The following is a 15051-nucleotide window of genomic DNA, read 5'->3' as shown; positions in this document are numbered from 1 at the left end:
AATTTTTGCCTTTGCTTTCTGGAACATAGTGAGCAATGTTTTTCACCGAAGTTGAGGATATGCGGCGATATGCAGTGCAGACCTTTCACACTGTCTTAGGTCGCTACTATTTCGGTACTGGATTTTCTCTGAGCTGGACGCACGGGGCTTTCAGAAGTAGCAGGCTTTCCAAACCAGAAGTTGAATGAAGCACTTTCTACTGCACTGCGTTACTTTCTTTTCTCTTTTGGTGCATATCGGCTGGGCAGAGAGGTTGTGGGCACAGTATCTTACGGTCGCTCATTCTCCAGCGACTGTTGTGGAAGGTGAAGATTTTAGCGTGTTTGTAGAGTGCCGACTTTCGTCTGCCGATACGCTCAATGCTGTACTTGTAGATCTTGCACGCGGGCTGCAGCTGGTTCGCCTTGCTAGCGTAGATGGCGCAGTGCGCCTTTCGTTTCGCACGCTTCCTCACCCTACCAAAGCACGCACCTTTGCAGTGGGTCTTTCACCTGAACGTTTGCCGTCTTCCTTTGCACTGGTGCTGACGCTGCGTGCAACCGATGCCCTAATGGAGCGCAGTGAGCAAGTTAGCCTTACTCTTGCTTCCATTCGCATGCGCGAGTTGCGAGTGGCTCTGCTTGATTCGCTTGACCAGACTGCTTTGCTGCGTGCCTCTGCTACCTTTACCATTCAGCCCAAGCCCAGACACGACAATTTTGCCGCTGCACTAGATTCCCTTGAGCAAGCAAGTGTCTATCTACCGAATTCGCGCGCTTCCACTCTTTCTTTGCAGCGCAATTTTACCATAGAATGCTGGCTGCGCACCACTGCTCTAAGTGGTGTGCTACTCTCTACTTGGTCAGGTGTAACCAGCGATGCTTACCCGCTTGAGATTGAAATTTTGTCCAACGGTCGGCTGGGTGCATTTTTTGGCATTCCGTTTTCGTTTTCCCGTCTTGTCAGTCGGCGCGTGGTGGCTGATGGCGTCTGGCATCATATTGCTGTTACGCATGACAGTGTGCAGTCGTCTATGCGCTTGTTTGTAGATGGAGTACTGCAAGACAGTGCATCGACGCGCCTATATCGCGCCGCATTCCCTTCAGTACTGGAGCGTCGTGTGCTTTTGCATATCGGCTCGCGTGCAGGTCGAGAAAAATTTTTCCACGGCGAGCTTGATGAGCTGAAACTCTACCGGCGTGCAAAGTCTGCTGCCGAACTTGCCTCGCCAGAGCTTCTGGAACGCGAAAATGATGCGGCACTTGTTTGGACAGAATCTTTTTCTCCTACGGCGCGCAGTGCCCTCATAGGCGTTGGGCTGACTTCCGTGCGCGCTTCGCTTGCGCCACCTTCTCGCATTCGCAATCCTTGCGCAGATGTGCAGGGCAACACGGTGCTGGTGAGCTGGGAGTTTTCAGGCTCAGCTACTGCCGTGCAATTCACCGTTGAGCGCAGCAGCAATGGCACCAATTTTGAGCCTGTTGGTGTTGTAGAGTCCTTTTCCCATCAAACGTTTTACCGCTTCACAGATCGCTTGCCCGATGGTGCGCCTAAGGTGCTTTTCTACCGCATTCGTGCTCAGTCGCAAGGTCGCCCACCTTTCTTTTCCCAAACGCTCAAGCTGGGCCTTGCCGACACCAAGCCGTTCAGGCTGCACCAAAACACGCCGAATCCTTTCAACCCCACCACCACGATTGTCTATGAACTCTTTGTGCCTTCTTCGGTAGAACTCATTATCTACAATATGCTGGGCAATGAAATTACCCGCATTCGGCGCAACTCGCAGCCCGCTGGCACTTACAAGTATATCTTCAACGCCAGTGAATTTGACCTCTCGAGCGGCATTTATCTCTACCGCCTGCAAACAGAAATGGGCGCAGAGACGCGAAAAATGATTTTGATGAAATAAACGCTTGGCAGAGTGCCCTTGCCACTTTGCTTGCGGCACGTTGCACCCTCATGGAAGGACTGGGTGAAGCGATGCGCGGCATAGGGTTACGCCTGTAGCGACGCTGCGCTCGCCTTAGTTTAAGCGAAACGAATCGCGCAGCGCTTCTTCAGAGAGTTTCTTTAGCGGCAAGAAGTGTCGATATCGCCAACGAGAACGGAAGTATTGATACAGCGTTAGCCCGAATGCCGCCGCTGAGAACAGTCCCATCAGCCAAAGAAACACCAACCCTGTTAGCATCTTTGATGCTCCTTCTCAGACTTCGAGCGCCTGAGTGATTGGTCTGTCTTCTACGATAAACTTTTCTACGATGTAGTGGCAGAGCGCCTCAATTTTTTCTTTCTTCAAGGCTGCGTCTCTGTCGCCTTGCTTAGCACGCTCGAGCAACACTGTATATGGCTCAGTGCCCAGATAGTTTGCGGCAAACTCCAAGAGCCGAAGGTCGCTTTGATTTTTCAGTGTTTCTGTGAGAAGTTCAACTTGCATTGCTTTGTCGGGATTTTCGCCGAGCACATGCAAATCACCGCAGATGAGCCGATTTTCCATTTCCTTGAGGTAAGCCGATAGGCGACTTGCGTATTCAGCAAAATCATTACTTGGTAACACATCCTCATTCAGGTTCAGTGCTTCGGCTTTTTGCAGAATAGCTTCTCGCAGTTCGGGGAAATCGCGTCCGTTCTCGAAATCCCCCAAAAGGTCTCGCAATGCTTGAAACTCCTTGTAAAGTCCGGCTCGGGCGTAGGGTGGAACGGCATGCGAGATGATGGTCGCATAGCCACGTCGTTTAGCGATATTTGCTTCTGAAGGATTGTTCATCGGATAGATGTAGAACTGTGGCAACTCACCCAGCAGCACATCAGACCAGCAGTCTTCCGTTAGCCCCAGCTGCAAACCGGGCATCCATTCTGCTGTGCCGTGCATACCGAAGTGCACCAGCGCATCAGCTTGGAAACGATGCGCAATCCACTTGTAGAACATCACGAATTGGTGATGCGGCGTGTTTTCCTTGTCAAAGAGCAGGCGCATTGGGTCGCCCTGAATAAACAGTTGCGGTTGCACACCAATGTAGAGATTGCCAAATCGTAAGCCTCCGATGATGAAACGCTCTTTGCCGACGGTTGCAATGTCGCCAGGGGCTTTCCCCCAGCGGGCTTCAATGCGGTCTTGTTCGCGTGAGCTCACCCACTCATTGAATTCTTGCAGCGTCGCTGTCTCTGTAACCGTATCCACTTCAATTGAGCGTGCAAGGTCACGGACAAGTTGGTCAGGCTGGCTGGCATAGCGACTAAGAAAATCACCTGTGTTGTAACCTTGCTGATGCAGCTCTCGCACAAAGTTGATGATGCTCTTTGGCACATTGAGCAATGCTGCGGTGCCCAGCTTGCCTTGATTCGGTGGGTAGTTGTAAAGCACCACTGCAATTTTCTTTTCCTTGTTCGGCTTATGCTTGAGACTCACCCACCGCTTTACCAGTCCGCACAAACGACTTAGGCGTGAAGGTTCCAGCCGTATCGTTTCTTTCTCCAATGCTCCCAACACGACTGGGCAAATTGCGCCATCCATTTCAGGCAAAGAGTAGATAATCATTGCTTGAATTGGATTGACGCCGCACTGACGCCAGCTTTCTTTAGTTTGCACATAGAGCGGTTGCGAGACAATGTAAGGTGCATTCAGCTCTGACAAAATCTCCGATGCTGCTGGATGTGCAATTCCAGTTTTGGTTGAGCCTGCTGGACCTCCTACCAAAGGAAATCCAAATAAGTTGATGAGTAACTCCACGCCTGCTTCTTTTAGTTGCGTCCGCACTGCAATGTGTAGTTCAATGCCCATTGCGTAGCACGCATAGACGCGCAGCCCTTGTGCTTCCAGTGCATAGATAATCTCTGCTGCATAGCTTTGTCCAGTTAGCAAGTGTTTGCGAGGCAAAAGCAGCCCCACTTTTGGCTTGTTGCCTTTATCGCGTCCTGTTTTCTTTTCCCACTTGAGATAATGCTTCAAGTCTGGGAAAAAGGCTTTAGTCTCCTTGTAGTAGTCAGGGTGATAAAAGCCCATCGTGTTAATTTCTTGTGGTGGCTCACTCTTGAGCGGCAGGTGCAGCAATTTCTCGCCAATGAAACGCAGCATATTTATCACATTCTCTTCGCCTGAATTTGTCCAGTAGGAACTTACGGTCATCCAGATACGCGCATCGTGCACTTTCTCGCCACCAAAGTTTTCAGGCAAAAATTTCATAATCCGATTTGCCAGACGCTGCATCTGCACATAGCCATAGAAGGCATCTTCTTCTCGCCCACCGCCCAAAATTTTTCCCAGTGCCTTGACGGGCTTAGGCATCTCGCCTTTCCCGCCCGAGAAGTGATACGACCCTACTTTGTTCATCATCATCAGGTTCGGCAGCGACTCAAAGGCAAAAATGAACTCAGGCTGGTGCTTCTTTAGCATTTGCACTAGCGCACTTGCCGTATCATCCAAGACAATCAGTGCCACAAAGACCACATCACTTACGCTAATTGCTGCCTCGACTTTTTTCGGCCGCTCAGCTACATCATTATCAAAGAAGGTATGCAGGCGCAGCGAAGGACATTGATTTCGGAGTGTGGCTTTGATGTGTTGAAATAGCTCGGCGTTGTAGCGTTCCATGCCGAGCACAAGCGTAATGTGCTTCTGTGTGTTCATAGTTACTGCTCCTTTTACTTCAAATGTTCAAGCGCTCACAGTGGCGCACTTTTTCAAACTTAAGCAATCAGTGGCGCTCGTGCAATCTCTCCAGAACTGCAAACATACTCTACCCTTGCTTCCCACTCTGCCCACACACTGCTTTGACTCGCTTGATTTTCTCCAATTAGCTTTGTAAGTTCCACAACACAGTTCCTTACAAAAAACCTTGACAGTGAGAACACAACTCATAACGGTATGAAGAAACTTTTACTCACGGCACTTTTCATCATTTTTTCTTCAGCATACTTTAGCTGCACTCCTGAGCGCAAAGCGCCTACGGAGGGCGGTGAGCCGGGCAGCGGCTCGCTTGGCAGCTTTGACGCTGCTCGCTATGTGGCAATCGGCAACAGCATTACCGCCGGCTTTCTCTCTAACTCGCTCTATGAAGCAGGGCAGCTCAATAGTTACCCTGCTCTTATTGCCCGACAAGCGCATGGCAGAAGCGAAAATGGGCTTGGGCAGTCAAAGTTCCAGATGCCTATCATTGCAGAACCAGGGTTCGGGGCTGCCGTAACTGTTGGGAATAACACTGTTCTTGCCAGCGGCAGAATTGAATTAGGTGGGTTTAGCAGTACTGGCACGCCTATCACAGTTGTCAATACCTCGCCTACGGGTAATGGTCAACCTCCACCGAACAATCCTGCTTTTCGCAATGCCACACTGGCCCGCCCTTACAACAATCTTGGCATTCCGGGTATCGTAATGGGCGATGCGACGCAAGCCATCACAGCTTCAAATAGCCTTTCCCGCAGTCCATTTATTGACATTATTTTGCGCAATCCGCTCTTAGGCAATCGCTCACCTGTGCAGCAAGCGGCTGCCCTTTTAGCTCCTCAACAAGGCGATAAACTTGTCACTTTCTGGCTTGGCAACAACGATGTATTGGGTTATGCCACCAGCGGTGGTGTCAGTCCTGCTGCACCCACTCCTACGGCTGCATTCACTGCGTTTTATGTGCGCGCTCTCGATAGCTTGCGGCGTATCCCGAACGTCAAAATCATCGTCGCCAACATCCCTGATGTTACGGCGATTCCGTTTATGACTACGCTGGGGCCTCTTTTCCGCACACTGCTGACTGTCAATCGCATTCCTGCCATTTTCTATCAGCGGGGTGGCACAGTGCCCGGCAACCCAGCTGTTGGCGTGCCTACGCAGCTGCCTACCTCTGACGTGGGCAACCCTGCACGTGCACTTATCCTGCTGACAGGCTCTGCAGCGATTCAACAAGTGGGCGCCACAAATGGTGTATTTGCCCGTCAGTATTGGGCTGGGATTTTAGCGAATGCTAATCCAGCGATTCTCTCTCTTCCGCCGGCGCAGCAAGACACAATTATTCGCCAGACGCTCGGTATCGTCACCACTGCGCCGTTTGCACTGTCGCCACAAAACCCCTTGCCGAATCAATACATTCTGGACGATGGCGAAATCACTATTGCCAGAAACGCTATTCAGGAATTCAACAATGCTATTCGTGCACAAGTTGGACAAAGCGGCGTAGTTGGACTCGTGGATATCAACGGTATCTTTAACAACATTGTGCGTAATGGCGGCATTGAAGTCGATGGCGAGTGGCTCAAGACCGACTTAGCGATTGGTGGGCTTTTTTCAATGGACGGCGTGCACCCTTCGCCAAAGGCACACGGGATTGTAGCCAATGAGTTCATTCGCATCATCAACCGTGAGTTTAATGCAAGTATTCCACTGGTGATTGTGCGTAACCTCTCCAATGGTATTGTGCAGGCGGGCACGCAAGCCACTGCATCGGGTGAAGCTATAGACTTTACCAAGCCTGAGCACATTAAGTATTTAGATGCCAAGCTCTACGAAGAAGTTGCACGCCAGTGTGGGGCATTTCGAGAGAAGTTGAGAATTTCATATTGATGTATTGCTATTCTTGGCGACTCTCTATCAACAAAACATGCAACCTTAGAGCCGAGTGTGAAGTATCTCGGCTCTTTTGTTTCCTACATATCGGTTGCCAGTAGCATCTGTACTTCTCGGAATGTCAATCCCGAAAGGTCCGCCAGAATCTTTTTGGTCAGGTAGCCTTTGTAGGAGTAAGTGCCGTTGCGGAGGCTGGTGCTACGCCAGAGTGCGTCCGAGATGCTTGCGTATTCACCAATTTTGAGAATGAAGGGAATCAGGGCATTGGTGAGTGCATATGAAGCGGTGCGCGCCACAGCAGAGGGCATATTTGGCACGCAGTAGTGTGTAACCCCATACTTCACATAGACGGGATTGGAGTGCGAAGTGCGAATGCTGGTCTCAAAGCAACCACCTTGGTCTATGGAGACATCGACAATGACCGCGCCTTTTTGCATTGTCATAACTGTCTCTTCGCTCACGATGGGTTTCATAATTTTAGAGCGCGGGTTCATTGCACCAATCATTACGTCGGCAATTTTGGCGACGCGTGAGATGTAGTGGTCATTCGCCACAGCGGTAATGACGCGACGGTCGAAAGCCTCCTCAAAGCGACGGAGGCGATTGAGTTCCTTATCCAGCACATAGACCATTGCGCCCAGTCCTAATGCGGCACGTGCAGCATAATATCCAACGGTACCCGCTCCCAAAATTGCTACAATCGCTGGCGGCACGCCTGCAATGCCCCCCAGCAAGATTCCACGACCGCCGTTCCCTGTTTCCAGATACTTTGCTGCAGTTTGCACCGCCAGCGTGCCTGCAATCTCACTCATTGAACGCACAATCGGTAGCTCACCATCTCGGGTTTCAATAAATTCAAAAGCCAATCCTGTGATGCTTTTTTTCAGCACCGTCTCGACATATTCTTGCCGCACGCTGCCCAAATGCAGGGCAGAAATAATCACTTGATTGCGCTGCAGTAGTTCATATTCCTCTGGCAATGGGGGCGCCACTTTCACAATTACATTGGATTCCTTGTAGAGCTCAATAGGGTCATCAATGATAATTGCACCGGCTTCGCTATAGGCTTGATTCGTGAAGTTGCAGTGTGCGCCTGCATCTCGCTCTACCAACACTCGATGACCACGCTCGACCACCATCTTAACGCCTGACGGCGCAAGCGCCACGCGATGTTCATCAGGCGTGTTCTCTTTGGGCACGCCTAATGCAATGTGCATTTTTCGCTCGGATTTAATGGCGACCTTCTCTAGCGTCTCGACGCCAAGGTCGAAGTCCATATATCCGAAATCACTAGTGTAACTCATAGATGGTTTGTTCCAACTGCTTCTCTCAGGGCAATAAGCATATTGCTAACTGCAAGCGCGCTACTTTGGCACACGAAAAGCGCAAAGGTTACCCCAGCAAGTTAAGCGTTGCCTGCTGGGATAACCTCTCTGGAAGTTATTGCTGAGCTTTTTTAGTAGCGTTCACTGACGACCTTGCGCTTGAGCGCCGAAATATGCTTTGTAATGTCAATTTCTTTTGGGCACGCCTGAACGCAGTTGAAAATGGTGTAGCACTTCCAGAGACCTTTATTATTGTCAATAATCTTAAGCCGTTCATCTGCCGCTTGATCGCGCGAATCAAAAATGAAGCGATAAGCTTTCAGTAGTGCAGCAGGTCCCAAGTATTCTTCGTCGCTCCATGTAGAGGGACAAGAATACGTGCAGGCTCCACACAGAATGCAGCGCGTTGACTCTTCAATACGTTCTTGGTCTTCGCTGCTCATGTACCGCTCGGTCTCAGGCGGCGGGTCATCATTGACCAAGTATGGCATGACGGTCTCATACTTACGCCAGAACCCTGTCATATCAATGACCATATCCTTGATGACCGGCGCACCGGGCAACGGCTCAATCCGAAGTTTCGTGGTGCGCAAGTCTTTGACCAGCGTTACGCATGCCAGACGATTCTCGCCGTTAATCATCATGGCATCGCTTCCGCACACCCCGTGCGCACACGACTTGCGATAGGTTAGCGTCCCGTCTTGCTCCCACTTAATTTTGTTAAGCACGTCCAAGACGCGATCCATTGGCTCCGCCTCAACTTTGTAGGTCTCCCAATGAGGCGCTTGGTCTTTCTCTGGATTGAACCGCTTGATGGTTACTTCTAACAGCATACTACCTTACACTACCTTTCTTAAAATGACTCGCGCTGGAGAGAAAGGCTGCTACTTTTTCTCCACTTTAATTGGAACTGCCTGAACCGCTTCCTTGCCATCTGTGGCTGTTGCACTTGCTCCGCCTGTTGCACTTTTTACGACTTTGGTCGCCGTATCAATGACACCTTTGGCTACATCTGCGACTGCGTTGGTCACAGGGGCAATCGCATCGGGCAAGCCACTGAGGGTTTTGCTTAGAATCTCACCAATTTCAGGTGCACGCTCACTCCACGCATTTACGGCATCGGTGATGGCATTCAAGGTCAATTTGCCCTCAAATACTCGTCCGACTGCATTTGCAAATGCCATCGGTGCGGCTGAAATATGTGCCAGCGTCTCCATTCCAAGAAAAGTGAAAAACTCGCCTACATGACCTTGTGGGTGCGATGTTGGCGGGAGCGTTTCCTTCTTAGCTAGGAATGCATTGTTGAAAAGACGGCGAGCTTTTTCAGCACGCGTGGTCAGCTTGATTGGCGCATCTTTCTTAATCTGCGCTTGACAAGCTAAGCGATGTCCTTTTTGCTGCTTTTCAGCTGTAAGCCATGCTTTCTCCACATCGTTTATAGGAGAGAGCGCGTCCATTCCGCTTTCAATTATCACCTCGCATGTTTGGCACAAACCATGTCCGCCACAGGAGTATCCAATATGTGCTTTGTGGCGACGTGCGGCACCTAAGAGTGATTCATCGACAAAAGCATCGAAGGTTGAGCCGTTGATTTCTACTTTTGGCATAGCTGTTCTAAGATGCGTTTGGTTGGCGAAGTTCAAACGACACTACCGACCTTACTGCAAATAAACACTGCAACATATAAAAGTTCCGTTACTTGTGCAAAAGGCGTTATGCTCGTTGCATCGGGTCAAAGTTATTATGCATTTATGCAGGCTGCAGCTGCCAGAGCTTAACGGTCTTGTCATCGCTTCCTGTTACAGCATAGCGCTCATCGGGCGAGACGGAAACGGTGTTGATTGTAAAGGTATGCCCTCCGTAAAGTCTATCCACCGTCTCCACGCAAGAGACTTTGTCAATGTCCCAGATTTTGATGGTTTTGTCTTGGCTTACAGTCAGAATTTCTTTGCCGCCGCTGATAAATGACATACCCTTGATGGAAAAGGTATGTGCTAAAATTTTCACCTTTGGCTTGATGTTTTTGCCAGACACGTTCCAAATGCGCAGCCTTGCATCTTTGCCGCCTGTTGCAAACAGCGACCCATCAGGCGAAAACGCCACCGTGAAAACAGAGTCTCCGTGCCCTTCAATGGTGTGGAGCGTCTCTAAGGTCTCGGCATCGAGGATTTTCACATAGCGGTCGCTGCTACCGGTGGCAATCAGCTTGCCATCGGGCGAGACAGCGACGGTGCGAATGTTGCCACTGTGCAGTGGTAAGACGCGTCGCAGCGACCAGTCCGATGTGTCGTAGATTTTGAGTGCGCCGTGACTTGCACCTACATAGAGCGTGGATTCGTCGGGGCTGAGCGCCAGCGCATAGTGCGGGAGCAATTGGCTTCCCCCCATTGACAGTGGCGCATCCGCTGGAATGCTAAGTCCAGCCGTTATGAGTGCGTTGCGAATTGTGTTAGAATGTTGTGCGGTTACTTCAGGCGATTTATTCAGTTCATACAAGATATACTCGACTGCTGCATAGAGCACCTGAGCGTCGTGCACTTCCTTGACCGTGTTAGAGCTGGCAGCAAAGGCTTTTCCCACTTCTCCATTTGCATAGCGCACCACAGAGAGAAAATGCGGACCTACTTGTGGACAGAGCACTGTTGCCAGTTTGTCAAAGTTTGCCGCATCATAGACAATAATCATTCCATCACGCCCCGTGGTGATAAAATACTTGCCGCTTTTTGAAAAGAGCATTGCGTAGACCGACTGCCTATGGTCGGCTAACCCTCCAATTGCTTTGGGCTGGTTCGGGTCATAGACGAACACTGCACGTAAGCCCCCCGCTGCGGCGAAGCGTTTGCTATCGTGTGAGAAAGCCGTTGTGTATGCATTTTGCGAGTTTTCTAAGTAAGTCTCTTTCAGGGTCAGCCTACTTTGCGACATTTTCAGTGGGTTTAGCGTTACGGGGTGATTTAGAAGACGGTATTGGAGGTTGCTGTAACCATGCTTGAACCTGACGCGTGAGCCAATCGGCTGCATAGCTTAGCGCAAGGGACTGCACAGATTGCAACGCCGTATCGAGCAGACTTCGGAGCAAAGAGCGTGTCTTGGTTGGCGTTACCGACGTAGCTGTTGGGGTATGGCGTGATGTAAGCGGTCGACTGATTGCACGTCCCAAGAAAAATCCAACACCCAACGACAGCAGGCTAAGTGGTACTGCTTGGCGGCGCAGCAATGTTTCTGCTCTTAGGCGCATATCCAGCTCAGCTTTCAGCCTACGGAATCGCTCAATGACTGCCTCCTCTCGGAGTGCCACCTGCTGCTCCAGCCGTGCGCGACGAGCCGCTAAGTCAGACCGAAAATTAGGTGCCTGCATTCGTATTGGAACGCTGACGCTCAAGTTCATCGAGCTTGGTGAAGACCAGTCGCCAGAAAAAATTTTTGAGCAAATCGGGTGAAACTTTGGCTAAATAAACGGCAAGCCCGCTGAGTATCATTCCCATAATGAAAAAGCCGAGCGAAGGTTTCCCCAGCACTTCTCCCAAAAACAGCGCTAGTGCCACCATCAGGTATGCTAGACCAATCAAACCAATTAAGCCAATTACCGCCGATGCCAACACACTTGCTATAATTTCAGCAAGGTCTAACTTGGCAAGGTCTATCCTTGCAGAAATAATCGCTGAAATATCGCGATAACTGCTCTCAATGGTGTCGATAATCATATCCACGATGCCAAGCGCAGCGGGGGGAGATGAATCCGAAGATGGTTTCTTTTGCGGCACAACTCCCTACCGGTTATGAATCACTTCGGCGATTAACCAGCAAGCCTATCACGAACCCAACTCCTAATGCAACGAGTGCAGATTGGATAGGGTGCTTCTGAATGTATTCCACTATGGAGTCTGCAGCGTGCTTCACATTTTGAAACTGTGGTGTCTCCGCAAGCTGCTCATAATATTCGTTGAGCCTATCTTTGATTTTGCCTGACCGTGCTGAGTCAGCCAGCGACTCAATGGTTTCTCTAAACGAAGTTTTCTCAGACATTATTCCCTCCCTGCGTTAGACGATTTGCGCTTTCAGACGCAAGACTTGCAGCGCAAGCCTTTAATTAAGCAGGAATTTAAGAAAACTTTTTATATTGAGAATTATGAAGAAGTAACTCTTCCCTTCAAGGAAGTGCAGGGCTACACATCTATGGAGTCCCAAATCCGAGAGCGCATTGCTGTCACAGACGCCGCTGACCTTGCTGAGGGCACCTCAAAGCTCTTTCACTATCAGAAAAACGGCGAAAGCGTAGAAGGCTTTCTTATTCGCCATCAAGGCAAGGTTTATGCGTATATGAATCTTTGCCCACATGCATATGAGCCCATTATTTTTGGCACGCAGTGCGCTTTCAATAGCGATAAGCGATATATTGTTTGCCGCGAGCACTTTGCGATGTTTAATCCTGAAACAGGCGTTTGTGTCAGCGGTCCTTGTCCGATTGCCGATCTCATTAAAATTGAAGTCTTTGAGCAGGATGGCACTATCTACATAATTCCGTGAGCGAAAGCAGCTCATCAGCTTGCTTTGGGATCTTCAGATTGAAGTTTATCCACCCCTTCTCTCAGGCGTCTATCCACCCAAGTCTTGCATGAGGAGTTCAGCGGCAAATTTGCCCGATAGCGTAACCATTGGCGTGCCACCGCCCGGATGCGCACTACCTGTGGCAAGATACAGCCGCTTTACGAAGGGCGAACGATTTTTTGGGCGCAAAAATGCAGCACGCCTCGAGTTAGAAGAGATACCGTAGATTGCACCACGATGTGCATTGAATCGGAGTTTTAAGTCAAGCGGCGTGAGAATTGCCTCGAACTCAATATGCTTTTCAAGGTCAGAAAAGCCTAAGCTCTTCAAGCGTTGAATCACCACCTCTCGATACGCCTGTTTCTGTTTCTCCCAATCAAACTGCTTGGACAAGTATGGTGCATTGACCAGCACAAACCAATTTTCCTTGCCCAGCGGCGCTTGCCCTGTATCGCTTTTGCTAGAAATGGTAATGTAAATGGTGGGTTCGCTGGGTGGCACTCTGTGCGTGAAAATTTCCTCAAACTCTTGCTTGTAGTCTTGGCTGAAAAAGATGTTGTGATGCCATAGATGCGGGTGCACTTTACCAATACCTAAGCACAGCACAAACCCTGAGCAAGAGGCTTCCAGATTCGACAGCGCTTTTATGCGGCGCGATGTCTGTTGTCCTTCAAGCAGCTCACCGTAGAGATGACAGGCATCGTCATTTGAGATGATTGCATCTGCCTCAATGCGCTCACCACTGGCTAGCTCCACTCCTACGGCGCTACCATCTTTGACCAGAATGCGTTTGACATCTTGCTGAAAATGAAACTCCGCACCGAACTCTTGCGCAAGGCGTTGGTAGGCTTCAGCTAAGCGATACATTCCACCACGCACATAAAATCCGCCAAATGCCAGTTCCACAAAGGGAATCACATTTAGCGTTGCAGGTGCAAGATAAGGCGAAGCGCCCACATATGTTGGAAAGCGGTCTAAGAACTGCACCAAGCGGGGGTCTCGGAAAAAACTTGCATTGCGCTTGTGCACGGTTGTCAGCGCATCTATTTCTAATAGCCGAAGCGGGTTGGTCTTAAATAGGCGTGCAAAGCTAAATGGGTTGTAGATGAAGTTTTCCGCCGTCGCCTCGTAGATTTTTTGAATGTGCTGGAAGTATCGTTCAAAGCGCTGCAGCTCACTTGGGAACACTCGAGCAATTTCTTGCCGCAAGGCTTGGGGGTCGCAGTAGGCTGTAAACTCTGACCCATCGGCGAAGAAGTATTTGCAGGCTGCTTCCAGCGGAACCAGTGTCAGATAATCGGAGAGGCGCTTGCCGACATCACGGAACAGCGATTCGAAGACGTGCGGCATTGTAAGCAGTGTCGGACCGGTGTCGAAGCGGTAGCATCCATCTGGCGAGTAAAGCTCTTGCATTTTACCGCCCACTGTAGCGTTGCGCTCAAAGACCTGCACGGCATAGCCACGATGGGCTAAGCGGATAGCGGCAGCCAGTCCGCCTAGCCCTGCGCCGATGATAATGACTTTTTTTCGCACTTAGCGTTTGGTTTTGACCAGCACGTTTCGAAACTTATCCAAGTCTTCCAAAATTTTGCCTGTGCCGCGCGCCACCGCTGTGAGGGGATCATCGCCGACATAGACTGGCAATTTGGTTTCGTGGCTAATGCGTTTATCAAGACCTTTAATCAAGGCGCCGCCGCCTGTCAAAATAATCCCACGGTCTAAGATGTCCGCTGAAAGTTCGGGGGGAGTCATCTCCAAGCAGCGCCGAATCGCATTGATGATCTGTGAAATCGGCTCTGAAATGGCTTCACGAATTTCAGGCGAACTGACATCGCGCTGCTCTGGCAAGCTGGTTACAAGGTTACGCCCTTTCACGGTAGCGATGAGTTCCTCTTCGAGTTCAAACGCTGAGCCGATTTTGATTTTAATTTCTTCGGCTGTGCGCTCGCCAATTGCAAGGTTATAGGTTTTGCGGAAATGCTGCAAGATTGCATTGGTAATTTCGTTGCCGGCCACGCGAATAGATTCACCTGCTGCAATGCCAGATAGCGAGATTACAGCAATGTCGGATGTGCCGCCCCCGATGTCGACAATCATATTGCCATATGGGGCATCGACATCTAAGCCGTGCCCAATTGCCGCTGCCATTGGTTCGGCGACTAGATAGACCTCTTTTGCGCCTGCATGTTCAGCCGAATCGCGCACAGCTCGCTTTTCCACTTCGGTAATGCCTGATGGAATGCCAATCACCATTCGGCGCAGTGAGCCTGAAAAATCTTTGAGCGCTTTTTTGATAAAGCCACGCAGCAACTCCTCAGCGGCTTCATAATCAGCGATGACGCCATCGCCCAGCGGCTTAACGGTGATAATGTCGCGGTGAGTTTTTTCGTGCATCTGCCGTGCTTCATTTCCAATCGCTACCACACGGCGTGTGATGCGGTCGAAGGCCACAATAGAAGGTTCGTTTAGCACGATTCCTTTCCCGCGCACGTGCACCAGTGTGTTTGCCGTGCCCAAATCAACTGCGACATCTTTCGACCAAAAGTCGAGAATCCCCATTGGTGAAGCTGAAATGAAGAAGACACTCGTGAAATTCTTGCAGTCCGAACCGCAAATTTAAGTCAAAAACCATGTGCAATCAACTTAAAT

The 15051-nt window shown here is 50.1% G+C and carries 15 protein-coding genes; 4 read left to right on the top strand and 11 right to left on the bottom strand.

The annotated features are described in order from the left end of the window. The first annotated feature begins 35 nt into the window (after positions 1-35). Complete coding sequence (locus NZM05_09740; GenBank protein ID MCS7013894.1) at positions 36-188, top strand: hypothetical protein; 153 nt, start codon at positions 36-38, stop codon at positions 186-188. Further along, positions 185-1888, top strand: a complete 1704-nt coding sequence (locus NZM05_09735; GenBank protein ID MCS7013893.1) for a T9SS type A sorting domain-containing protein — start codon at positions 185-187, stop codon at positions 1886-1888. The genes NZM05_09740 and NZM05_09735 overlap by 4 nt, the downstream gene beginning before the upstream one ends. A 114-nt stretch (positions 1889-2002) precedes the next feature. Here the strand turns inward: NZM05_09735 and NZM05_09730 are convergent, their stop codons facing one another. Together NZM05_09730 and NZM05_09725 are read right to left on the bottom strand one after the other, a co-directional pair. Next, the gene (locus NZM05_09730) at positions 2003-2167 is read right to left on the bottom strand and encodes a hypothetical protein (GenBank protein MCS7013892.1); all 165 of its coding nucleotides are present in this window, start codon (positions 2165-2167) and stop codon (positions 2003-2005) included. Positions 2168-2182: 15 nt separating this feature from the next. Next, a complete protein-coding gene (locus tag NZM05_09725) occupies positions 2183-4603 on the bottom strand; it encodes a cobaltochelatase subunit CobN (GenBank protein ID MCS7013891.1) in 2421 nt (806 codons plus the stop codon). A 237-nt stretch (positions 4604-4840) separates the two neighbouring features. Between NZM05_09725 and NZM05_09720 the strand changes: the two genes are divergently transcribed. After that, positions 4841-6526, top strand: coding sequence for an SGNH/GDSL hydrolase family protein (locus NZM05_09720; protein ID MCS7013890.1), 1686 nt, complete (start codon positions 4841-4843; stop codon positions 6524-6526). An 83-nt stretch (positions 6527-6609) separates the two neighbouring features. Here the strand turns inward: NZM05_09720 and NZM05_09715 are convergent, their stop codons facing one another. The 7 genes from NZM05_09715 to NZM05_09685 form a co-directional block, all read right to left on the bottom strand. Next, positions 6610-7833, bottom strand: a complete 1224-nt coding sequence (locus NZM05_09715) for an alanine dehydrogenase (GenBank protein MCS7013889.1) — start codon at positions 7831-7833, stop codon at positions 6610-6612. Positions 7834-7985: 152 nt separating this feature from the next. Further along, the gene (locus tag NZM05_09710) at positions 7986-8687 is read right to left on the bottom strand and encodes a succinate dehydrogenase iron-sulfur subunit (protein ID MCS7013888.1); all 702 of its coding nucleotides are present in this window, start codon (positions 8685-8687) and stop codon (positions 7986-7988) included. Between the two features lie 51 nt (positions 8688-8738). After that, the gene (locus NZM05_09705) at positions 8739-9461 is read right to left on the bottom strand and encodes a (2Fe-2S)-binding protein (GenBank protein MCS7013887.1); all 723 of its coding nucleotides are present in this window, start codon (positions 9459-9461) and stop codon (positions 8739-8741) included. A 142-nt stretch (positions 9462-9603) separates the two neighbouring features. Further along, on the bottom strand, positions 9604-10779 hold the full coding sequence (locus tag NZM05_09700; protein ID MCS7013886.1) for a WD40 repeat domain-containing protein: 1176 nt from the start codon (positions 10777-10779) through the stop codon (positions 9604-9606). Further along, positions 10766-11212, bottom strand: a complete 447-nt coding sequence (locus NZM05_09695) for a hypothetical protein (GenBank protein ID MCS7013885.1) — start codon at positions 11210-11212, stop codon at positions 10766-10768. The genes NZM05_09700 and NZM05_09695 overlap by 14 nt, the downstream gene beginning before the upstream one ends. Next, positions 11199-11618, bottom strand: coding sequence for a phage holin family protein (locus tag NZM05_09690; protein MCS7013884.1), 420 nt, complete (start codon positions 11616-11618; stop codon positions 11199-11201). Before NZM05_09690 ends, NZM05_09695 begins: the two co-directional genes overlap by 14 nt. Positions 11619-11631: 13 nt before the next feature. Continuing rightward, positions 11632-11880 (bottom strand): hypothetical protein, encoded by a 249-nt coding sequence (locus NZM05_09685; protein ID MCS7013883.1) that lies wholly within the window; start codon positions 11878-11880, stop codon positions 11632-11634. Between the two features lie 24 nt (positions 11881-11904). Between NZM05_09685 and NZM05_09680 the strand changes: the two genes are divergently transcribed. Beyond that, positions 11905-12381: a Rieske (2Fe-2S) protein gene (locus tag NZM05_09680; GenBank protein MCS7013882.1), complete on the top strand. Its 477-nt coding sequence runs from the start codon at positions 11905-11907 to the stop codon at positions 12379-12381. 69 nt (positions 12382-12450) lie between these two features. Here NZM05_09680 and crtI read toward each other — a convergent pair whose 3' ends face one another. Continuing rightward, positions 12451-13935, bottom strand: coding sequence for a phytoene desaturase family protein (gene crtI, locus NZM05_09675; GenBank protein MCS7013881.1), 1485 nt, complete (start codon positions 13933-13935; stop codon positions 12451-12453). After that, a complete protein-coding gene (locus tag NZM05_09670) occupies positions 13936-14961 on the bottom strand; it encodes a rod shape-determining protein (protein ID MCS7013880.1) in 1026 nt (341 codons plus the stop codon). It abuts the gene before it with no gap. Positions 14962-15051: the final 90 nt, after the last annotated feature.

The organism is Chloroherpetonaceae bacterium (assembly GCA_025056565.1).
Lineage (GTDB): Bacteria > Bacteroidota > Chlorobiia > Chlorobiales > Thermochlorobacteraceae > Thermochlorobacter.
The sequence above is the reverse complement of the archived record's forward strand: the minus strand, read 5'-3'. Positions and strand labels throughout refer to the sequence as shown.